Annotated in this window: 20 protein-coding genes and 2 pseudogenes; 12 read left to right on the top strand and 10 right to left on the bottom strand. The window is 70.2% G+C overall.

All coding sequences use genetic code 11. The features are described from left to right. Positions 1-82 precede the first annotated feature (82 nt). Positions 83-529: an anthrone oxygenase family protein gene (locus ACZ3X1_RS33470; protein ID WP_467282750.1), complete on the top strand. Its 447-nt coding sequence runs from the start codon at positions 83-85 to the stop codon at positions 527-529. A 665-nt stretch (positions 530-1,194) separates the two neighbouring features. Here ACZ3X1_RS33470 and ACZ3X1_RS33475 read toward each other — a convergent pair. Then, on the bottom strand, positions 1,195-2,055 hold the full coding sequence (locus tag ACZ3X1_RS33475) for a hypothetical protein (protein ID WP_467282752.1): 861 nt from the start codon (positions 2,053-2,055) through the stop codon (positions 1,195-1,197). Then, a complete protein-coding gene (locus ACZ3X1_RS33480) occupies positions 2,052-2,618 on the bottom strand; it encodes a SigE family RNA polymerase sigma factor (RefSeq protein ID WP_356814814.1) in 567 nt (188 codons plus the stop codon). Before ACZ3X1_RS33480 ends, ACZ3X1_RS33475 begins: the two co-directional genes overlap by 4 nt. Before the next feature lie 464 nt (positions 2,619-3,082). On the opposite strand from ACZ3X1_RS33480, the gene ACZ3X1_RS33485 reads away from it, so the two are divergent. Beyond that, positions 3,083-4,426: a pectate lyase family protein gene (locus tag ACZ3X1_RS33485; protein ID WP_467282755.1), complete on the top strand. Its 1,344-nt coding sequence runs from the start codon at positions 3,083-3,085 to the stop codon at positions 4,424-4,426. A 115-nt stretch (positions 4,427-4,541) separates the two neighbouring features. Here the strand turns inward: ACZ3X1_RS33485 and ACZ3X1_RS33490 are convergent, their stop codons facing one another. After that, positions 4,542-5,540, bottom strand: a complete 999-nt coding sequence (locus ACZ3X1_RS33490; protein ID WP_467282757.1) for a helix-turn-helix transcriptional regulator — start codon at positions 5,538-5,540, stop codon at positions 4,542-4,544. Between the two features lie 62 nt (positions 5,541-5,602). Here ACZ3X1_RS33490 and ACZ3X1_RS33495 point away from each other — a divergent pair, with 62 nt between their 5' ends. After that, positions 5,603-6,832: an epoxide hydrolase family protein gene (locus ACZ3X1_RS33495; RefSeq protein WP_467282759.1), complete on the top strand. Its 1,230-nt coding sequence runs from the start codon at positions 5,603-5,605 to the stop codon at positions 6,830-6,832. A 517-nt stretch (positions 6,833-7,349) separates the two neighbouring features. Further along, positions 7,350-7,484, top strand: a complete 135-nt coding sequence (locus ACZ3X1_RS33500) for a hypothetical protein (RefSeq protein WP_356814810.1) — start codon at positions 7,350-7,352, stop codon at positions 7,482-7,484. A 144-nt stretch (positions 7,485-7,628) separates the two neighbouring features. On the opposite strand, the gene ACZ3X1_RS33505 is transcribed toward ACZ3X1_RS33500, so the two are convergent. After that, entirely contained in the window at positions 7,629-8,864 is a 1,236-nt protein-coding gene (locus tag ACZ3X1_RS33505; RefSeq protein ID WP_467282761.1) for a serine hydrolase domain-containing protein, read from the bottom strand. A 71-nt stretch (positions 8,865-8,935) separates the two neighbouring features. Next, a complete protein-coding gene (locus ACZ3X1_RS33510) occupies positions 8,936-9,832 on the bottom strand; it encodes an alpha/beta hydrolase (RefSeq protein ID WP_467282763.1) in 897 nt (298 codons plus the stop codon). 107 nt (positions 9,833-9,939) lie between these two features. On the opposite strand from ACZ3X1_RS33510, the gene ACZ3X1_RS33515 reads away from it, so the two are divergent. From ACZ3X1_RS33515 to ACZ3X1_RS33535, 5 genes and pseudogenes are all read left to right on the top strand, one after another. Next, a complete protein-coding gene (locus ACZ3X1_RS33515; protein ID WP_467282765.1) occupies positions 9,940-10,980 on the top strand; it encodes a helix-turn-helix domain-containing protein in 1,041 nt (346 codons plus the stop codon). Positions 10,981-11,037: 57 nt separating this feature from the next. Next, a pseudogene (locus ACZ3X1_RS33520) lies at positions 11,038-11,160 on the top strand (transposase); the annotation flags it as partial. 261 nt (positions 11,161-11,421) lie between these two features. Further along, positions 11,422-12,150: a GNAT family N-acetyltransferase gene (locus ACZ3X1_RS33525; protein ID WP_467282768.1), complete on the top strand. Its 729-nt coding sequence runs from the start codon at positions 11,422-11,424 to the stop codon at positions 12,148-12,150. A 464-nt stretch (positions 12,151-12,614) separates the two neighbouring features. Then, on the top strand, positions 12,615-13,940 hold the full coding sequence (locus ACZ3X1_RS33530; RefSeq protein WP_467282769.1) for a serine/threonine-protein kinase: 1,326 nt from the start codon (positions 12,615-12,617) through the stop codon (positions 13,938-13,940). A 609-nt stretch (positions 13,941-14,549) separates the two neighbouring features. After that, a complete protein-coding gene (locus ACZ3X1_RS33535; protein WP_467282772.1) occupies positions 14,550-14,963 on the top strand; it encodes a hypothetical protein in 414 nt (137 codons plus the stop codon). 132 nt (positions 14,964-15,095) lie between these two features. Here ACZ3X1_RS33535 and ACZ3X1_RS33540 read toward each other — a convergent pair whose 3' ends face one another. From ACZ3X1_RS33540 to ACZ3X1_RS33550, 3 genes are all read right to left on the bottom strand, one after another. After that, positions 15,096-15,389: a hypothetical protein gene (locus ACZ3X1_RS33540; RefSeq protein ID WP_467282774.1), complete on the bottom strand. Its 294-nt coding sequence runs from the start codon at positions 15,387-15,389 to the stop codon at positions 15,096-15,098. After that, positions 15,386-15,658: a hypothetical protein gene (locus ACZ3X1_RS33545; RefSeq protein WP_467282776.1), complete on the bottom strand. Its 273-nt coding sequence runs from the start codon at positions 15,656-15,658 to the stop codon at positions 15,386-15,388. Before ACZ3X1_RS33545 ends, ACZ3X1_RS33540 begins: the two co-directional genes overlap by 4 nt. Before the next feature lie 325 nt (positions 15,659-15,983). Next, a complete protein-coding gene (locus ACZ3X1_RS33550; RefSeq protein ID WP_467282777.1) occupies positions 15,984-16,124 on the bottom strand; it encodes a hypothetical protein in 141 nt (46 codons plus the stop codon). Positions 16,125-16,630: 506 nt separating this feature from the next. Here ACZ3X1_RS33550 and ACZ3X1_RS33555 point away from each other — a divergent pair. Both ACZ3X1_RS33555 and ACZ3X1_RS33560 read left to right on the top strand, forming a co-directional pair. Beyond that, complete coding sequence (locus ACZ3X1_RS33555; RefSeq protein ID WP_467282779.1) at positions 16,631-17,284, top strand: hypothetical protein; 654 nt, start codon at positions 16,631-16,633, stop codon at positions 17,282-17,284. Between the two features lie 418 nt (positions 17,285-17,702). After that, positions 17,703-17,921: a hypothetical protein gene (locus tag ACZ3X1_RS33560; RefSeq protein ID WP_467282781.1), complete on the top strand. Its 219-nt coding sequence runs from the start codon at positions 17,703-17,705 to the stop codon at positions 17,919-17,921. A gap of 9 nt (positions 17,922-17,930) precedes the next feature. On the opposite strand, the pseudogene ACZ3X1_RS33565 reads toward ACZ3X1_RS33560, so the two are convergent. Beyond that, positions 17,931-18,170 (bottom strand): annotated as a pseudogene (locus ACZ3X1_RS33565) (transposase); the annotation flags it as partial. A 149-nt stretch (positions 18,171-18,319) separates the two neighbouring features. On the opposite strand from ACZ3X1_RS33565, the gene ACZ3X1_RS33570 reads away from it, so the two are divergent. Continuing rightward, positions 18,320-18,478 carry a hypothetical protein gene (locus ACZ3X1_RS33570; RefSeq protein ID WP_467282783.1) on the top strand — a complete coding sequence of 53 codons (159 nt, stop codon included), beginning with the start codon at positions 18,320-18,322 and terminating at the stop codon, positions 18,476-18,478. Between the two features lie 86 nt (positions 18,479-18,564). Here ACZ3X1_RS33570 and ACZ3X1_RS33575 read toward each other — a convergent pair whose 3' ends face one another. After that, on the bottom strand, positions 18,565-20,142 hold the full coding sequence (locus ACZ3X1_RS33575) for a PKD domain-containing protein (RefSeq protein ID WP_390076307.1): 1,578 nt from the start codon (positions 20,140-20,142) through the stop codon (positions 18,565-18,567). Positions 20,143-20,295: the final 153 nt, after the last annotated feature.

Below are 20,295 nucleotides of genomic sequence, written 5' to 3' on the forward strand. Positions count from 1 at the left end.
CTAGCACCGCTAGACAATCAAGCGGCAGCAGCACTAGCGTTGCCCCATCAGCTAGCAACGCTAGATACGAGAGAGGGCCGTCATGCTCAACGCACTTGAGGTCATCACCACCGTGGTCGTCGGCGTGATGGTGGGGGTGGAGTTCTCCGTCGCCTTCGTCATCAACCCGATCCTCAGCGCCCTCCCGGAGGACAGCGGCCAACTCGGCCGCGCCCACGGGGGCCGGATGCTCGGCGCCGTGATGCCCGTCTGGTACATCACCTCGCTCGCCCTCGTCGCGGTCTGGGCCATCGCCGGACGGCACCACCACCCCACCGGCCTCGTCGTCACCGCCGGCGCACTGCTGCTCCTCAGCGTGATCATGTCGATTCTGCTGCTCGTCCCGATCAACAACCGGACCAAGACGTGGACCCCCGAGAACCGGCCCGCCGACTGGAAGGAGCAGATGAACCGCTGGGACCGCTTCCACTACGTCCGCGTCGCCGTCATCATCGCCGCCTTCGCCCTGCTCGTCACAGCCCTCGCCTGAGCCCGCATGCCGGCCCCGCGCCGGGGCGCACGATCCCCGCTCCCCGCCCGGCAGCGGACCCCCCGAACTCCCGACATCCGGGAACCTCTTCATCCTCTGGTTCGGGACGGAATTCATCCTGAGCCCGGAGATGACGACACCGGGCTTCGGCCTGCCGAGCCGGCCGTCCGGCGACGGCGGCCGCGACGCTGATGGTGCTCAACGGCCTGCTGATCATGCGAGAGACCCGCAAGACCGGGGCCGCTCCGGCAACGCCCGCCCCACAGCCCGCCTAACACCACCCCGGCGCGTGTCGGCATTCGCCTGCCAGTGCCCGCCGGGAGGGCGAGCCGCACGACCTCCTTCCAGGGGAGGGCGGCGGCCCGGTCTCGATTCTCCAGGACGGCGCAGCGCGCCCCTGCGGCGTTTCTGCCCGGCGACATGGCCAGGCCCGACCCTGGCCGCCCGGCCCACTCGTGCCCGCCCAGGTAGCCGCACCCAGGCGGAACTCACGGCCCGCCGCCCGGCCTTCGGTTCATGAGTTGCGTACAGCAGATCGATTCGCCCGAAGAAGAGGCTCTCCCCCCGGCCGCGCACCTGACCCTCGACTCCGCCGGCACTTCCGGAGCAAGGCCGACCGGGATCCGGCGCAGCGGCTGCCGCCGTCCGCGGACGCGTTGTGCCGGTCAGTCGTCGTGCCGGGCGAAGTCGCCCGACACGGCGAGCGGTTCGCTCCGCGTCCGGGCGGTGGCCGCGTAGCGGTCGTCCCGGGCGTCCCGGCCGCCGCGGGCGTGGTGGTACTGCCCGGCGAACATCCACTGCCCGGCCGGCACCGTACGGCCCTGCTTGAGCACCCAGGTGTGGACGAGGTAGCCGTCCTTCTCGGCGACCGTCAGCGTGAAGTCGGCCTCGGGCAGCGACCGCCACGCACCGGCGGAGGTGACCCCGCCGGTCTGGGCGATCCGCAACTCGACGGTCAGTGCGGTCAGTACCTCGCGCGTCTTGAGGGTGACGTTGCTCTGCGCCCAGAAGTCGTTGCTGTGCGGGTCCACCGAGCCGTCCGACCACAGCGGCCCGTCCTGCTCGCCGGCGGCGGGCGCGCCGGCATCGGGCGTACGCGGCGGGGAGACGCTCGGCTCGCGGGGCTCGCGGGAGGCGCTCGGTGTCGGACCCGCGGGCGCCGGGTCCGCGGGCGTCGGGTCCACCGGCGAGGGAGTACGGCGCGTCGCGTCCGTCGACGGGGCGGGCGTGGAGGTGGGGGCGGGCGTGGGCGGGACCGCTACCGTCTGCTGCGCAGGCTCGTCGTTCACCACGGAGGCCACGCCGTAGCCGCCGGCGGCGAGGATCCCCGCGACCGCCGCGGTGACGCCCGCCACGCGCACCCAGCCGAACCGGGGAGGGCGGGCCGCGCGGGAGCGGGGCAGGTCCTCCTGCGCCATGCCGCGTTCCAGCCGTGCCAGGATCCGCGCGCGGTCGGGCCGGTGCGCCCCGGCCGCCTCGTGCAGCCGGGTGCGCAGCTCCTCGTGCACGTCCCGCCGCATGCTCATCGGTTCCTTCCTCCGGCATTCCCGGTACGCGCCATCGCCGCGTGCACCTTACGCGGAGCGTCCTGCGTGCCGAGCAGCCGCTGCAGCTCGGCCATCCCCTTCGACGTCTGGCTCTTCACCGTACCGACCGACACGCCCAGGGCCGTCGCGGTGTCCTTCTCGGACAGGTCGAACGCATGGCGCAGCACGACACACGCTCGCTTCCGGAACGGCAGCCTGCGCAGCGCCCCTTGTACGTCGACCACCCCGGCCACGTCCGGATTCTCTGTCTTCTCCTCCCGCTGCGCCCAGAACAGCGCGACACGCCGCCGCTCGCGCACCGCTCTGCGTATCCGCGTCCGGGCCAGATTGGCGACGACGCCCCGCGCGTACGCCACCGGCTGCTCGCTCGCCCGCACTCGGTCCCAGCGGTGCCACAGCGCGAGCAGCGCATCCGCGGCCAGGTCGTCGGCGGCATCCGCTTCGCCGGTCAACAGGTGGGCGAGCCGGGCCAATTCGGCGTGGTGCCGCTCGAAGAAGGCATGGAACTCCACGGAGGCGGCGTCATCGACGACTGCGGCCACGGGCGATGCCTCCTCGCAGCGACCTCGGGGCCCGGAAACCGGGCGCCTGCCTGTCATGTGTGCGACATGTGAATGTCCGGACGGGATTCGCAAGAGTAGCAGTGAGCAAGCGCTTGGTCAGCCACGTGCCTGCCACTTGACGGCACTCCCGGTCTTGACCGGCGCGGCGCAGGTCCCGGCGCGGACGGGCAGGGGGTGCCCGCAGCCGTCAAGGCGATCGGCTGAATCCATGCGCGATCGGACCGGGACCGTGGACGGCGTCTTGGACGCGCATGCAAAGACAGAGGTAGCCACCTCCGACAGCTGTCTGGGGGTGGCGCGATGGGTACCGGCGACCTCTTCGCCCGAATGAGGTTCGGTTGCTGACCCGGCCTGCAAAAAGAGATCCCCGTACGCGGCAACCTTTCACGGGGCGGCGGCCACTGACAGGGCGTAACCCGTTCCTCCCCCGCAAAGGAAGCCCCGTGGCTGCTCGCTCCCACCGCCGGTCCCTCCGCTCCCGTCGTGCCGCCGTCATCTGCACGGCCGTCGTGGCCGCATGCCTCGGCTCTGGTGCTGTCGTGATGAACGCCAACGCCGGGACCGTCGACCTGTACCACCAGACGCTCACCGCGAAGGACGGCTGGGCGGCCTCCGGTACGGGGACCACCGGTGGCACGAACGCCCACGCCGCCCACACCGTCACCGTCTCCACCCGTGCGCAGCTCGTGAAGGCGCTGGGATCGGCCTCCGACACCACGCCCCGCATCATCAAGATCAACGGCATGATCGACGCCAACACCGACGACAGCGGAAAGAAGCTGACCTGCGCCGACTACGCCCTCGGGACCGGCTACTCCCTGCCGGCCTACCTCAAGGCCTACGACCCGGCCACCTACGGCCGCTCCAAGCTGCCCTCCGGCACCCAGGAGACGGCACGTGCCGCCGCCCAGGCCAAGCAGGGCAAGAACATTGTCTTCAAGGTCCCCGCCAACACGACAATCGTGGGCGTCCCCGGCACGAACGCGGGCCTCACCGGGGCCATGCTCCAGATTCAGAACGTGGACAACGTCATCGTCCGCAACCTGACCTTCGCCGCCACCGAGGACTGCTTCCCGCAGTGGGACCCGACCGACGGCGACGACGGCAACTGGAACTCCAACTACGACTCGGTGTCCCTGCGCGGCGCGACCCACGTGTGGGCGGACCACAACACGTTCACCGACGCGCCGCACTTCGACAGCGCCAACCCGAAGTACTTCGGCCGCGAGTACCAGATCCACGACGGCGCCCTCGACATCACCAAGGGATCCGACCTGGTGACCGTCTCGCGCAACCAGTTCACCAACCACGACAAGACGATGCTGATCGGCAGCAGCGACACCGACAGCGTCGGCAAGCTGCGCGTCTCCATCCACCACAACGTGTGGAAGGGCATCATGCAGCGCGCCCCGCTGGCCCGCATCGGCCAGATCCACATCTACAACAACTACTACGACGTCACACCCCTGAACGGGTACACGCCGCAGTACACCATCAACTCCCGCGCCAAGGCCCAGGTCGTCGCGGAGAACAACTACTGGAAGCTGCCGTCCGGCGCGAAGGCCGCCAAGCTCCTCAGCGGTGACGGCACCGGCTCGGTCAAGGGCTCCGGCAACCTCGTCAACGGCACGGTGACCGACCTCGTCGCCGCCTACAACGCCGCCTCGTCCAAGGACCTGAAGACCACGGTCAACTGGACCCCGACCCTGACGACGGGCATGGAGGCCTCGGCGAGCAACCTTCCGACATCGCTGGCGACGACGACGGGGGCGGGCGCGCTCAAGTAACACCCCAGACACGCGAGGGCCGGGACACCACGAGCCCCCGGCCCTCGCGCCCCGCCCCGCGCGGTCCGCTGCCGCGGCCCTGTGAGGGGCCCGGAGCAGTGATGGAACCCGTTCTTCAGGAAATGTCCAGACTCCTGCGCGGCTGGGGCGCCTGTGCCCTGCGTACGGCGTTCAGGCAGCGGGCGGCGTGGGCACGCAGCGCGTCGGCGAGTTCGGGGGGTGCTTTCGTAACAGTGAAGTCGGCGTCGACCGAGGTGATCATCCAGGCGAGGTCACGGGGGTTGTCGGCGCCCAGGTGCAGTAGGCAGCTGCCGTCGTCGACGGGTTCGATGACGCCCATGCCGGGCCAGATGCGGTCGGTGACCGCTGCGGCGGGCTCGTGCAGGGTGATGGTGGCCTGGAACGGCCAGGTCCGCGACGACAGCCGGTGAGCCAGATAGGCGGCCACGTCGGTGTCGGGAAGTTTGCGGGGGGTGAACCGCGGTCCGCCGGGCGTGCGCGGAGTGAGTCTGTCGACACGGAAGGTGCGCCAGTCGGCGCGGTCGGTGTCCCAGGCGACCAGGTACCAGTGGCGGTCGAAGCTGACGAGGCTGTACGGCTCGACCAAGCGCGTGCTGGGGTTGCGGCGAGGGCCGGCGTAGTCGAAACGCAGCCGCTCGCGTCGGCGGCACGCCTCTGCGATGGCCATGAGGGTGTCCGCGCAGACCTTGGGAGCCGGGGCTGCGCCGGCCCGGACGGTAGCCGTGTGCAGGGTGTTCACTCGATACCGCACCCGGGGTGGGAGCATCTGCTCGAGCTTGGTGAGCGCGCGCACCGAGGATTCTTCGATGCCGGCGACCGAGCCACCGGCCGCCGTGCGCAGGCCGACGACGACGGCGACAGCCTCGTCGTCGTCGAGCAGCAGCGGCGGCAGCGTGGCCCCGGCCCCGAGCCGGTAGCCCGCAGTGCCCCGGGTGGCGTTCACCGGGTAGCCGAGCGCGCGCAGCCGCTCCACATCACGGCGCAGGGTGCGTGGGCTGACGCCGAGGCGTTCGGCGAGCTCAACCCCGGACCGGTCGCGGTGGTTCTGCAGCAGGGAGAGCAGCTTCAGCAGCCGCCCGGAGGTCTCCAGCATGCCGTAAGACTGCCGGAAGGTGAGGACCGAAACTGACCTAAGCGAGTCCTAGCGTCGCAGCTATGGCGAACACAACACCCAGCGGTATCCGTTCCTTCCACATCGACATACCGCAGGTCCAGCTCGATGACCTGCAAGCCCGCCTGGCCGCCACCCGCTGGCCGGACGAGCTGCCCGGTGCCGGCTGGAGCCGCGGCGTCCCGGCGGCCTACCTGAAAAACCTGGCCGAGTACTGGCGCACTGCCTACGACTGGCGGGCGCACGAGGCGGAACTCAACACGTTCCCTCACTACATGACCACCATCGACGGGCAGAACATCCACTTCCTGCACGTGCGCTCACCCAGGGCCGATGCCACGCCGCTGATGCTGCTGCACGGCTGGCCGGGCTCGGTGGCGGACTTCCTCGATGTCATCGGGCCGCTGTCCGATCCCGATGCGCACGGCGGTGACCCGGCGGATGCGTTCCACCTGGTCATTCCCTCGCTGCCGGGATTCGCCTTCTCCACCCCGCTGGCCGGGCCCGGCATGGACGCGGCCCGGATGGCCGGGGCGTTCATCCAGCTGATGGCCCGCCTCGGCTACACGCGCTACGGCGTTCAGGGTTACGACACCGGCTCATGGGTCGCCCCGGAGATGGGCAGGCAGGCACCGGACCACGTGATCGGCGTCCACGTCAACGCCATGATCACGTTTCCCGCCGGGGCGGAGGGTGAGATGGACGGCCTGACGGAGGCCGAACAGCGACGATGGCATCGCATGCAGAACTTCAACGACGGTTATCTGCAGTGCAACTCAAAACGTCCACAGACCGTGGCCTACGCCCTCACCGACTCCCCTGCGGGCCAGCTCGCTTGGACCGTGGAGAAATTCAAGGAGCTCACCGCCCCGGAAGACGCACTGCCCGAGGACAGCATCCACCTCGACCGCATCCTGACCGAGGTTTCGCTGTACTGGCTGACCTCCACCGCCGCCTCGGCCGCTCAGGTCTACTACGAGGAGATCTCAGCGAACACCCGGAGCGAAGCCGCAGCCGACGACTGGACTGAACCCGGCGCCGCCCACGGCACCGCGTGGAGCGACGGTCAGGGCGACTGGGCAGCCGGGCCACGGGGGACCGTGCCCACCGCCGTGCTGCTCTCCGCACACGATGTGACCATCCGCCGCTGGGCCGAACGCGACCACCACATCGTGCGGTGGACCGAACTCGACCGCGGCGGCCACTTCCTCGCGATGGAAGCCCCAGAACTGCTCGTCAGCGACCTCCGCGAGTTCTTCGACAAGATGCGCTGAGAGGAAGCGCCCCGAACCCTCAGCCGGCGGGCGGAACAGGGTGGGGATTTCCAAAGGTCCCGATCAACGAGACCACGGCCGTCGCCGCACCGGACGCCACGGCGGCGGGCTCCCCGCGACGCTGCAGCGGTTCGCGACGCACCTGGGGTGCTCGGCCGTTTCCGCGCCAGGGCGCAGCGGCTCCGAAACGGGCTCGGCCCGCGCCCTCCTCCAGGGCACGGGCCGAGCCCGACGGACGACGCAGCGCCATGCCTGTCCCCGGCGCCGGCCGCTGCGCTGTCCCTTCTTGAGAGCAGCCGCCTCAACCCAGCTGGACCCTGCGCATGGCGCGCCGGTCCAGGTATCGCGGCGCAGCCGGACACGCTCACCCAGCTTCGGGAATCCCCGTCTCCCTTCCGTCACACGCCGCCTTTCGGGCGCCTTTGGCCGTATACCGTCTTCGGTGGCCCGGATTGCGGCCCTGGCCTCCCTTCCGGGACGGACTCCGAGTCCCGTCCGCCCATAGGGGGACAACTCGATGACCGCACTGCGCAGGACCCTGACCGCACTCGCCCTCACCGTCCTGGTCGCCATGGGCTCGGCAGGCACCAGCCACGCCTGCGACGGCACCCCGCCCACCGGCGCCGGCGACTTCTACTGCCAGCCCGCCTGATAAGGCCTCGGGGAACGACGCGAAAGCCACGTTCGCCATGAGCACCGGGTCCGGCTCGCCGGCGCGGACGCACTCCCGCGCGGCGGGCCCCCTCCGTGGCCTCGAACGCCTCCGCGGCCGCCGCCTCGATCTCGCCCCGGACGGCTACTGCCGCGCGGCCTTACCGTCGCCGCACATCGCCTGCCCGTACAGCGTCTCCAGCGCGTCGTCGATGGGGTGGTGCTGCGGCTTCCCCGAGGAGTCGGGCGCGTTCCACCTCTGGAGGTTGACCGCGACCGACATCTGACGCTTGCCGTCGGCCCGGGTCAGGGAGATCGTTCCGGCCCCCCAGACCGTGCCGTCGTGGCCCCAGAAGGTGCCGCAATCCGTGATGTCGACCTTGTGCAGACCGAGGCCGTACTGGATCGTCGATCCGTCCAGGGCGATGACCGGGACCGTGCGCTGCATCTGCTCCAGTGACGACCGGTTCACGATCTCGCCGTCGAGCAGCTTGCGGTAGAAACGGTTGAGATCATCCGTGGTCGACACCAGGGCGGCCCCCGTCCCCGTCCAGGACATGTTGTAGACGCTGTAGTCGCGGGGCGGGTCGAGCAGTCCCCACAGGGCCTCGTACATCCGTGAGTGCGGCCCCCGGATCCGCGTCCCGGTCGGGAACCCTGTGTGCCGCAGGCCCGCCCGCTGGATGACGTTCCGGGTGATGTACTCCTCGGCCGGGGTACCGGTCACGTGCTCCAGGAGCTGGCCGAGGAGGAGGTAGTTGGTATTGGAGTACACACCGGTGGGGCCTCCTGGCTCGCCGGCGGGAGGCGCGTTCAGGCCCAACTCGATCAGCTCGGCCGGGCGGAACTGCCTGAACCGGTTGTCGTCCAGGCTCTGGGGCGAGCCGGCCTGGAGGAACGGGAAGGCGTACCGGATGTAATCGGGGATGCCGCTGGTGTTGTTGAGCAGCATCCGCACCGTGATCCTCCGGCCCCGCTCTCCCGGCACCAGCTGCGGCAGGTAGTCGCCGATCGGCGCATCGAGTTCGATCCGGCCCTGCTCGACCTGCTGCATGACCGCGGCGGCCGTGAAGGTCTTGGTGATACTGCCGACGCGCTGCCGCATGTCGGGCGTGACGGGACGGCCGGTGGTGACATCGGCGACCCCGGAAGCGCCCCGCCATGTCCGGCCGCCGTCGCGCACCTCGGCGTACACCCCGGGCACACCCGCGCGGTGGACACCGTCCAGAGCGGACTTCAGCTCGGCGGGGCGGAAGGGGGACGACGGGCTCGCGCCGGCCGTCACGGTATGCGTCCCGCCGGGCGCGGGAGCTGCCGCCACCGTGCCCGCGCAGACGCTCAGCGCGGCCACGGTTCCACACATCGCCAGTCGGATCTTCAAGACGGTCGTCCTTTCGTGATCAATGAGTGCAGGCGGCGGGGACGCTCCCCGTGCCTTACGACGTGCACGGCTCAAGAGGCCAGGGCGCGGCGCAGAGCGGCGCCGAGTTCGGCGTTCTGGCGCTGCGACACCTCGGCGGACAAAAGCGCCTGCGATCCGTGGAAGGTGCCGGGCCACTGGTGGAGCTCGACCGACACGCCCGCCTGCATCAGGCGCAGCGCGTAGGCGATGCCCTCGTCGCGGTTCGGACAGAACTCCGCGGTGGCGATGTAGGCCGGTGGCAGCCCGGACAGATCGGCGGCCCGGGCGGGGGCGGCGTACGGTGTGGCGGGCCGGGAGCCCAGGTAGTGCCGCCACGCTGCGGAAAGCCTGTCGCGGTCGAACCAGGGCGTGTCGGTGAAGTTCCGCGCCGACCACGTCTCCTGCCGGTCGTCGAGCCCCGGCTGGTTGAGCAGTTGGAAGCAGATGGCCGGTCCCTGCTCGTCACGCGCCCGCAACGTCACCGCGGCCGCGAGGTTCGCGCCCACGCTGTGACCGCCGACCGCGATCCGCGCCGGGTCGATACCGAGTTCGCCGGCGTGCTCGGCCGTCCAGGCCAGTGCGGCGTAGGCGTCGTCGAAGGCGGCCGGGAACGGGTCCTCGGGCGCCAGGCGGTAGCCCACCGAGACCACCACAGCCCCGGAAAGGGACGCGACCCGGGCGGCCCACGGATGCTCGGTGTCCAGGTCACCGAAGACTCCGCCGCCGCCGTGCAGCCAGACGACGGCGCCCTGTGCCCGGTGCGGGCGGTAGACCCGGACCGCCACGTCAGGATCGGCGGACACCGTGCGGTCCTCGACCTCCATGTCCGAGGTGTCCGGTGCCGGCGCCGCAGCCGCACGCTCGGCGAAGTCCTTGCGCGCGGTGACCGGTTCGTTCATGTCGAGTTGCGGGAGAAACGGGATGAATGCTTCGAGTTCGGCGTCCATGGCGACCATCCTCACGGTCCTCACCCGGGGGGTCACCCGCCATCCGTCGCGCATCCCGCCCCGATCACGCACCGGTCGGCGCACCCCCGCCCTTCTATCCTTCTGCCATGGAGGCACTGGCGGTTCGGCTGTCGGGACTGGATCCCTATGTCGACGGGGCGATGCGCATCGTGGCGTTCTACGACACCCTGATGCGCCGACGGGTGGATCTCCCGGCGCTCGCCCGGGCCTCGGCGGGACTGGCCGAGTGCGTGGCCGGCATACGGCTCCACGGCGCGGGGCGGGCGACCCGCGTCGCGCCCGACGGCAGGCCCGCCTCCGCCCCGCCGGCGCCCGCGTCCACCACGGCGCCGATCACGCTCGACGAGGAGGAGATCGGCAGGGTGTGGCTGGAACGCCCCGGCCGGCCCAACCCGCTCGACGAAGTGCTCCTCGACAGGCTCGCCATCGCCGCGGCGGCCGTCGCCGAGCGGTACGGCCCTGCCCGCACCACCATGGCCGACCCCGCCCTCGTCGAACTGGCGATCAGCTCGGACGGCGACGACGCGGCCCGAGCCCGGGCCCTTCGGCTCCTGGGCTTCGCTGCCGAACTGCCCCTCCACGTCGTCGCCGTGCGTTCGCAGCTGCCGCTCGACCGGATCGGCGGCCTGATCTGCCCGGCCCGCGCCGTGAAGGCAGCGCCACTCGCCGACGTCGGCGTCATCCTGGCCACCTTCGTGGACCCGGCCCGGTTCCCGGCAGACGTGCGCGCGGGAATCGGCGCCGCCGACAGCCCCGACCGGTCCTGGCGGCAGGCGCGCACCGCCCTCCGCTTCACGACCCCGCGCGAACCCGTCATCCGCCACGCCGACCTGGGCGCGCTGGCGCTCCTGGCCGAGGTGCCCCCGCAGACCGCGCGGGACAACGCCGACGTGGCCGCCATCGCACGCATCGCCGGCAACTCCGAGGATCTGGAGACGCTGGACACCTACTGCACCACCGGATCGCTGCGCCGGGCCGCCGACGTGCTCCACCTGCACCACAGCAGCATCGCTCGCCGCCTCGAACACATCGCGAAAACCCTGGATATCGAACTCACCGAACCTACGGGCCTGACCCGGGCCAGGATCGCGCTCACCGCGTGGCGGCTCCTGGACCCCTGTTTCTGAACCCGGTCGGTTGAGGGGCTGGCGCCCGGCTCTTCGATGAGGTGGTCAGTTGATCGGATGTGTCCGCCCGATTTAGTGATCACTGATGCGGTGCGGGGCCGGATCGAGCCGCTGATGCCGGCCGATCCGGTCCCTGGACGCCGGTGGGCTGATCACCGCCGAAGACTCGAGGCCATCGCGAACCGATCACCGACCACACGGTCCGCACGGGAGCGGCTGGCACCCCCTCCACCTCTTGGGCACCGCGAACGCCGGCCGCCATGACACGCAGCCGCCGCACGGAAATCACGGTCGTCGGAAGACACGACGGTTCCCTTGCCCGGTGCCACGTATGTCCGTTTCAGACCGCTCGGTGAATGGAGGGCGGCGTCGCCTGACGGCGGCGGAAGACGGGGAGGACGGTTCGCAGTCCACCGGTTGCGGTCATGCTCTAATCGCCGGATGGCGAAGATCGAATCAGAGCTGATACGACGTTGGCTGAACGGCTGGACCGCGGCTCGCGACCTGCCCGAGGCCGAGCCGGTCGAGTCCGCCGGGGACGGCCTGCGGTCCAAGTGCGACCAACCCGGCCGCGAGGTCGAGGTCTTCGCGCTGCGCGCGGACGAGGAGCCCGAGTCCGTGGCACGGCTGGCGGCAGCCGTCGCGGCCGCGAGGCAGACCACCTGGCTCACGGTCCCCACACTGCGCCCAGGCACCGTCGAAGCCGTCGTCGGCGCCGCCGGACTGGAGTTGCTCCACCGGTCCGAGTCGTTCATGACGACCGATCTGGCCGAGCACCCGCAGCACGCGCCCGCCGCGCCGTACGAGCGCGAGGTCCGCAGGAAGGGGCCGGTCACGGTCGTCTCCCTCCACGACTCCTCCGGAGAGGTGGCGGCGCGCGGCACCATCGCCGTGGTCGGCGCCGATGCGATCGCCGATCGCATCGAGACGGACGCGGCGCACCGGCGACGCGGCCTGGGCCGCGCCATGATGAGCGCTCTGGCGGAGGCCGCCGTGGCCCAGGGCGCCCGTACCGGTCTCCTCATCGCCAGTGAGGAGGGCCGGCGCCTCTACTCCTGCCTCGGCTGGCGCCACGAAGCCGATGTGCTGATCGCCCGGGGGCCGGTGGCTCCCTCGGCAGGACTGCCGCCACCGGATGGTGGCGGCCTGCCTGCGGCGTCCGGTGCGTGAGGTGTTCGACGAGGGCCAGATTGCGGGCCGGCTGCCGTGCCGGTCGCGGCGTGGCGGTGGGCGAGCGCTCGTCGGCGGTCCACTCAAGGGGCTGGAACGCTGCAGTCGCTGTCCGACACGATTCACGGCCTGCTTGCCAGGCATGCATCCACCACGGTGCGCGCCCTTGACGCACGCAGCCCCGGGTTCGGCCCCGGTGCCGTCTGACGCCCACCCCCGACGCAGATGAGGAGTACAACTTCGCCCCAGGGGCACGACGTCCCGGGCCTCCACTTCGCTGACCTCCCGGCGCAACAACGAGGGAGGTGGCGTCTCACGCCCAGTCCACGCCCAGCTTTCGCGAGGGCGGTGAGCTGCTGGCGGCACTGTGTCCCGTGTACTGGGCAGAGGCTCCCGGAGCCCGGTGAGTAGCGCGACTTCCGAGGGGTAGGCGCGCGTCACTGCCAGCGAGTAGAGGAGGACCCATGTCGGCCCTGTCCGTCCCAGAGCACGGAGTACCGCCTCTACGCGACACCGTCCTGGGCGGCCGTTATCGCCTCCAGGGCCCCATAGGGTCGGGCGGTACGGCGGACGTGTTCCATGGTGTCGACGAGGTGCTGGGCCGTGAGGTGGCCGTCAAGGTGTTCCGCGCGGGCACGGATACGGTCACTGCCGACCGCTTCTGCGACGAGGCCCGCACACTGGCCCGTCTTTCCCATCCCGCCCTTGTCACCGTCTATGACGCCGGCCGACACGGCCAAGGCGCTTTCATGGTCACGGAGTTGATCCGCGGCGTCACCTTGCGCACCCGAATGGACGCGGGCCCCCTGAGCCCCGTCCAGGTCATGCGGATCGGCGCCGACATCTCCTCGGCCATCGACCACGTGCACGCCCACGGCGTCATCCATCACGACGTGAAACCCTCCAACATCCTCCTCGGTGAAGAGGGCTCGCCCCACCTGGCCGACTTCGGGCTGTCACGGACCGTCCACGAGCGCTCCCACAGCGCGCCCGACACCCTCGTCGGCACCCTCGCCTACATGGCCCCGGAACAGTTCCTGGGCGAAGGCGCGAGTACGGCCAGCGACATCTACGCCCTGGGAGTGACTCTCCTGGAGGCTCTCACCGGGCGGCGCGAGTACCAGGGAACTCCCATGGAGATCGGCACCGCCCACCTCCTGCGCCGGCCCCACATACCCGAAGGACTGCCGGAAGACCTCGCCCGCCTGCTCGAAAGGATGACCGACCAGGCTCCTGCGGCACGTCCCGACGCCGCCGCAGTCCACCAATGCCTGCAGGACATGGCGCAAGCACCGCGACCCCGCACCCCAGCCGGCGCCACGCCCAACGGCACCAGCACACATCGCTCCCACTTCTTGCCCTCTGCCGCTGCTGCCGTGCGAACGCCCGATCCGTTTGGGGCTGCCCGAGGGCGCCGTCCGCTCCGGTGGAGCCTTGCGGCGGCGAGCGTCGCGGGCACCTGCGTGCTGGTGATGGGCGGCATCCAAGCGGGCAACAACCCACCCGTCACCGCTCCCACGCATGAGCAGCCCGCGGCATCGAAGAACACCGAGGCGGCAGCCCCGGCAGGATCCTCACCAGCAGGGCCGCCCGCGCCGTCGCTCCCCGCAGCCGCGACGTCCACCCCGCATTCGCCGGCCGCAGCGCCCTCGACTCCACAAGAACTCCAGGCACTCACCAGTACCTCTTCGGCGCGGCAGGTCACAGAACGCCCGTCGAAGGCTCCTGGGGCGGCGAAGGCGGAGGAGATCCCCGGAAAGGCCAAGGGCAAGAAGGACAAGGGGCGGTGATCGACCGCCCCTCCGGGAGCGCACCAACACGAGGAAGTGCTTGGCGGCCACGACTGCTCCTGTGAGGCAGCGACCCGACGGAGCCCGAGGGCGTAGCCGGGGGTGGTGCTGGCCGGCGCGTGGTGCTCGGGCGCCCTGTATCTCCCGCGCCCCGCTCCGTCGGCGCCGGACTGTCCGTCTGCTGATCAGTGCTGCACAGAGGCGTCGTCAGCAGTTCGACCCCAGGCGTGCAGATCAGCAAGGCAACTCACCAGGGGGCCTGGCTCCATAACGGGTATACCGCCGCAAGTGCGGCAGTGGCGGCCATCGCCAGCAGGACGGTCCTGTGAGGTGCCCCCCTTCCGCTTCCCGCGCCTGATCGCCGGGTACGGTTCGTCGGCGCAAAGGAAGGCCACCAGCCCCGCGGTCTTGTTGTGTCGACGAGCCGCTTTTGCACGGCGGCCGGGACGCCCCCCGCCGGCCGCCGCGACCAGGGTCTTGAACTCGGCTCCGTCAAAGCCTTCTTCGCCGGACCCCGGGCCGCCGCGGTTGTCGGCGTAGGCCTGCTCCTCGGTTCCGTGGCGGCGCTGGACGACGTTGTGGCGGACGCCGGGGGAGTCGGCCGCCGCGGTGGGACTGCGCAACTCCGTCCTGCTGCCCGAGCGTTGTTTCCTCGCAGGAACTGCCCTGCAGGCGGCCGGCACCGCCTTGTGGGCCTGCGACAACAACGAAGGAGCACTCCACCTCGCGGGCTACCTCGTCAAGCACCACCGCTCCGTCATGCTGATGGTGGACGCCGACAGCCGCACAAATGAGCACTTCAAGACTGAGAAACTCATCAAAGTCGGCCTCGACCTCACCCGGCAGGTCTCATACGCCGGCGAGAGCGACGGCTACAACGAGCTGGAGGAGCTCTTCAGCGGCGCCCAGCGGGCGGCCGTCGCCAACGCCCACTGGCCCCGCCCCGAGGGCCAGCCCTGGAATTGGCCGACGACTTCACCGAGCACCGGGGCGGCAAATTCAGCGAGCGCATCCTCTACATGATCAAACAGCGGGCCGAGGAGAGCAGCCCCAACGGCAAGGCCGACATGCTCTACGCACTGGTGTCCATGCTCACCACCCCCGAAGAGGTCCCCCAGCCGCGGCGGGCCTTCTGGTGCGAAGTGATGGTTTGGTTCAGTTCTGCTGGCCGGGCGAGCGTACGTAGCTCACGCCGGGCGGGTCTTGAGGGAGGAACCCCTTCGCGCCGTCCTTCTGGGGGAAGACCACGAGGTAGATCTTGCACGGCTTGGCGGTGGCGGGTCCCTGATAGCCGAACCTGATCCCCGGCTTCTCGTCGGGGTAGGTGTCGTAGACCCATGTCGCCGGCCCGGTGTACGAACGACCTGCCGCGTCGGTGGACTGCCCGCAGTCCGGTCCGGGCCGTCTGGCACGTTCCAGGTCCGCAGTACCGTCCGCCCGGACCGTCACCGGCCGCCGACGCCCAACGCCGCGAGTTCGGCGAGCTGCGTCTGGTCGAGCCGGTCGCGGTGGGCTTTCTGGTTGGCGTACCAGATGCCGGTGCGGTGTTCGGCGCGTCGGGCAACCGTTCGACGATGGCGCGCCCCGGCAGCCGGCCCCCGCGCGGTGTACGGCTGCAGTGCCTTCAGGCCTTTCTGGAAGGCCTCCCCGCCCGTGCGCGGCCCGGCGGCCGTGGTCGCCTTCGCCGCCGCCTTGCGGGCCCGTGGGGCCTTGGTCACGTCGAGTTCGCCGAGCCGTTGTTGCTGCTCGGCGCCCGGCCGGTCTCAGTTGCGTCGTTGGGTGCGAGCCACCGTCGGACGTCCTCGCCATGCCGGGGGCTGTCCGAGCGGCACTGCTGCGGGTGGGGACCCTGACCGTGGCGGGGTGCCTTGCAGCTGCCTGGTGCAGGTGTCGGTCAGTTCCGTGGCCTGCTCAGTGCACTGTCGGGGGTGCGTGCTGGGCTGCCTTCGACGATCTCTCGTGCAGCCTTCAGTTTGCTGGGGTGGTCGCCGATCAGTCTGGTGGTGACGAGCACTGCGTGCATGAGGGGGACGCCTTGGTCTTTCAGATGCTGCTGGACGGCGTCCATGTCGATGCCTGCCGCGAGGAGGGCTCTGCATCGATGCGGTCGGCTGCCTGCTGCGCCAGCTCGGGGGAGAGCCCGCTGATTGAGGCGAGCAGTTCTTCTGCGGTGGGACTCGGCATGGTGGGGATCTTCCCAGAGGATCGTCCGCGGGATCCATGAGGTTTCAGCTGTCTTACCTAACGCCCCAGCCCACCCCAGTTCGACGAGGGCGGCGCGCTGGGCGGTAGCAGCGTCTCGGCGGCGTCGCACGCGGTGCAGGCCCTCGTGCCGGGCCGCGCGAGCGCGTCGCCCGTATGGTGCCCAGCGGGTGCGCACGGTCGGAGGCGCCCGGGCGCCCCTCCGCGTGCACCCGGTGGCGACCGCTCGTTGTGTGGAACGGGTCAGCAATTATCTGACTGTGGCCAGCGACGGACCGGCGGGAGCGGGTCGAGCTGATCACCGCGTACCCCTGGACGGCGCCACCCTCTAGCCGCTGATGGCCGTCGCCGAGCAGTGGCCCGACCCGTGGTTCGAGCCCTGGGAACCCGCCGCGCCCGCCGACTGAGGGATACGGGCCGTCAGAAGTTCTGCCTCATCGGCCGAATGGGGTCGAGGCGCTCTTGCGGACCGGTCCTACGCTGGAGGCATGGCCACCGATCCCTTGTTGAGACAAGGCCCCGACTCGACGGAACTGGTCATGCATGCCGGCCCGGCCGGGCCGGCATGGAACGCGCTGACCTCGGCCCAGTCGGCGCTGTTGATTCCGCTAGCTCTGGGCGTGCCGACCCTGCTCGTCGCCTTGTGCATGGCGCTGGCTGGGGCGCGGGCGTCGACCGTGTTCGTGGTGGTGGGGGTGATCGCCGGGCTGGAGTACCTGCTCGGCTGGCTTGCGATGGCCTTTTTCCAGGCCCGGGACATCCTGCGGGTGGAGTTCGCGCCGACAGGGGTGCCCGCGTCCCTGCGGTTGGTCCGGGCCGCCGGGCCGGACGACTGGCTGCCCGTCGACACCCTGCGCGAGGTGCGGCTGACGCACGAGGTGGTGGAGCCGTACCAGGGGGACCGCAAGCCGGCCGTCTCCACGCTCGCGCTGGAACTCGTCCTGCGGGGCGGCCGGGAGCGGCTCGCCCCGCTCCCGTTCGGCGGCGACCCGCAGCGGCTCGCCGACGCACTGGAGGCCCTGCTCGGCCCGGCTGCGGTCGTGGTGGAGCTGCGCACCGAGCGCCGCACGCGCGATCTGCCTCGGTCCCACTCGACCTGGTTCTCCGGCGGTTCGGCCTCGGCCAACTCGGGTGGCGGCTGACCCCGGGCTGCCCGTGGCGCTCCCCGGCCGGGGAGCGCCCGTCGATGCAGCCGGCGGCAGGCGGTGCGGGGCAGCCTGCCGCTACTTGGGCGCGTTGAGCCGCCGGGTCGGCTCGGCCGCAGCCGGGTCCTCCGGCCACGGGTAGCGGCCGCGGAGCTCTCAGGACTTCAAGATCATCCCATTGCCCCTTTGGCGTGTACCTCGGTCACGCCCTCTTCTATGCATCGCAGTTGTCCATCGGCGCCACCTATCGCGCTCCTTACCTTGTTGGCGGGTCTCCCGATCGTACGAAGGACCGTAACCAACCCGCCAACAAGGTAAGGAGCGTTTTAGTTGGCCAGCTGTGTGCGCCTGCCGGAGCACCGGCAGAACCTGTTGCCAGGGGTGTCCACGCGCCTCTGCATTCGTTGATCAAGACATGATGAACATGCGCACCCTGCTTACTTCTTCGGCGCTCGCACCCGGCGCCCTCGCCTTTGCTGCTAGCCCGGCCAACGCGGACGATCAGTCGATCTACCCCGGAGCCACCAACAAGCGCAACCAGCTGAATCAGCTCGGTCAACTGAGCCAGGTGACGGGGGCTCTCGATCCTGTCTTCGGCCTGCTCGCTCCGGTCACCAGCGTCGTGCCCGTCTAAGACCGTGTCCTATGTGGTGAGACGGACGAGGCGTTTGTAGCAGCAGATGGCGGCGGCGAAGCCGAGGAAGGCCAGGTAGTTGCGGGGATGACGCTCGTAGCGGTGGTTGAGCCGGCGGTAGCCGGTCAGCCATGACATGGTCCGCTCGATCACCCACCGACGGCGGCCGAGCCGCTCTGAGGACTCGATGTCCTTGCGGGCGATGCGGACGCCGATGCGCTTGCCGCGCAGCCATTTTCGCAGTTCAGGTGTTCCTCCTTGAGGCAGTACCAGGAGTCGTAGAGCTCCAGGTGCAGGGGGGCTTCTTCCCGGCCCGCTCGATGTCTCCGAGGATCACGGACCTGTCGAACTCGACGTTGTATGCACACACAATCTGTCAGGACGATCTGAGCTTGGCCGTGGCCAGCGCGATACTCGGGGAGGCCTCCCTCACCGCTGGCTTCGGGCCTGGCACCCGTCAGGACCGGTTCACCGACTTGGTCGCGGCCGCCGAGCAACTGCCCGAGGATCTGGTCCTCGATGGCGAGCCCGTCGTCTGGTGCCGGCCCAGCTCATAGCAGGCCCGTGCCAGAGTCGTCTCCAGTTCGATCTTGGTCGAACGGGGTGGCTGTCGGGTGCGGCCAGCCACCCCGTCACAGGTAGATCAGTCGGTGCCGTAGTGGCCGAAGTAGTCGACGATCAGGTCGATGTTCTCCCAGCCCTGGTTCCAGAAGGCGACCATGCCGCCTGGGGCGGGGGGAGCCTGGACGAGGTTCGCGACGGTTGTGCCCGCGGTCCAGTTCAGGTTGGACGAGACCGGACGCGCGGGCGGGGTGGCGGTGCCGTTCTCGTACTGCTCCGGGCTGTTAGGGTCCGGGGCCACGGACAGGAAGCCGTTGCCGCTGGTGTTGGTCACGGTGGTGTTCAGCACGTACGCCTCGACGCCGGGTGAGTGCAGTCGGGGTAGGTAGTTGCGGGCCGCGAGAGGGCTACCGGTCTTGCGGGTGTCGAGGTGCCGTGTCGGGATCGCCGGAGGGGGTACGAAGGCCGCGTTGCTGTCGGGGGTGTAGTAGCCGTTGACGTCGATGACGACGTCGGTGGGCTTCCAGGAGCCGTTGCGGACGGTGATCCGGCCGTCGGGGCCGATGGGGACGATGACGGAGTTGGCGACGGTCTGGCCGGTGGTGAAGTTCAGGTTGGACGCGGTCGGCGTGGGTTGTCCGCTGGGGTGGACGGTCAGGTGTCCTGCCTCGTGAGGGTTGGTGACCGTCAGGTTGAGGGAGACGGCGGTGGCGCCCTTGGGTACCCCGCCCACCCCGGCGATCTGTACTACGACGGAGCTCTGACCTGCTACCTGGCCCTTGGGAGCACCCTTGCCCTCGCGGGTGTCGACGAACCGGGCCGGGGAGAGGGCCTTGTAGCCGCTTGACGGGGTGGAGGTGAAGTAGCCGGTGACGTCGGCGATGAGGTCGACGGACCCCCAGCCGATGTTGTCCAGGTTGACGCGTCCGTCGCTGCCGACGGGCATGATGACCAGGTTGGGGACGGTCTGCCCCGGCCCGTAGTTGACGCTGGACGTTTCCGGCCTGGGCCGGCCAGAGCCATCCCAGGCGATGATGTGGCCGCTGTCGGTGGTGTTGGTGACGGTGAGGTTGAGGACTACGGCGGTGACGTTGTCGGGAATGGTTCCCTGTCCGGTGACCTTGACGCTGGTGTACCCGTTCGCGGGGACCTTGCCCTTCGCGACGCCGGTGCCGTTGCGGGTGTCCAGGAGACGCAGGGGCGCGTGAGGGGTGAAGTCCGAGCCCTTCGTCCTCACGGCGACCTTGTTGGTGGCCTGAGTGTTGCTCACGGGGTCGGTCGCGGTGACGGTGATCGTATACTCGCCGACCTCGGCGTAGGCGTGCTGGCTCTCCAACGGTCTCTCGGTAGTGGCCGTGACGGTGTCGGTGGTCCCGTCGCCCCAGGAGATGGTGACATTGAGGGGGCCATCGAGACCCGTGAAGGTGGAATGCAGAAACATCCCGTGCGCCGTGGTGCCCCAGCTGTGCAGTCTGACCGAGAGGGCGTCGTTGTCGGCGGCGGCCGCTGTCTGGTTCCTGGCGCCCGGTGCCGGGGTGCGGAGTGTGCGGTCCTCAGAGCTGCTGAAGACTTCGGCTCCGGAGGCCTTGGCCTTGACCGGATCCACATCGGGAGCGGCCGCCGTGTGGGGGTCGGGTGCCGCCGGCTGGGCCTGGGCCATGCCGGGTATGAGTCCGACGCCGGCTGCTAGAGCAGTTGCGGCTATGACGAGTCGGCGCTTGGGCACGGGGCTCCTTGGTCTGTGATGGTTGCTTGCACAGGCTGCCGGGCTTGCCGGTATCTGCTCTGTTGGGGCAGTCCCGCAAGGCGTCAG

It is taken from the genome of Streptomyces sp. NPDC023541 (assembly GCF_055559995.1).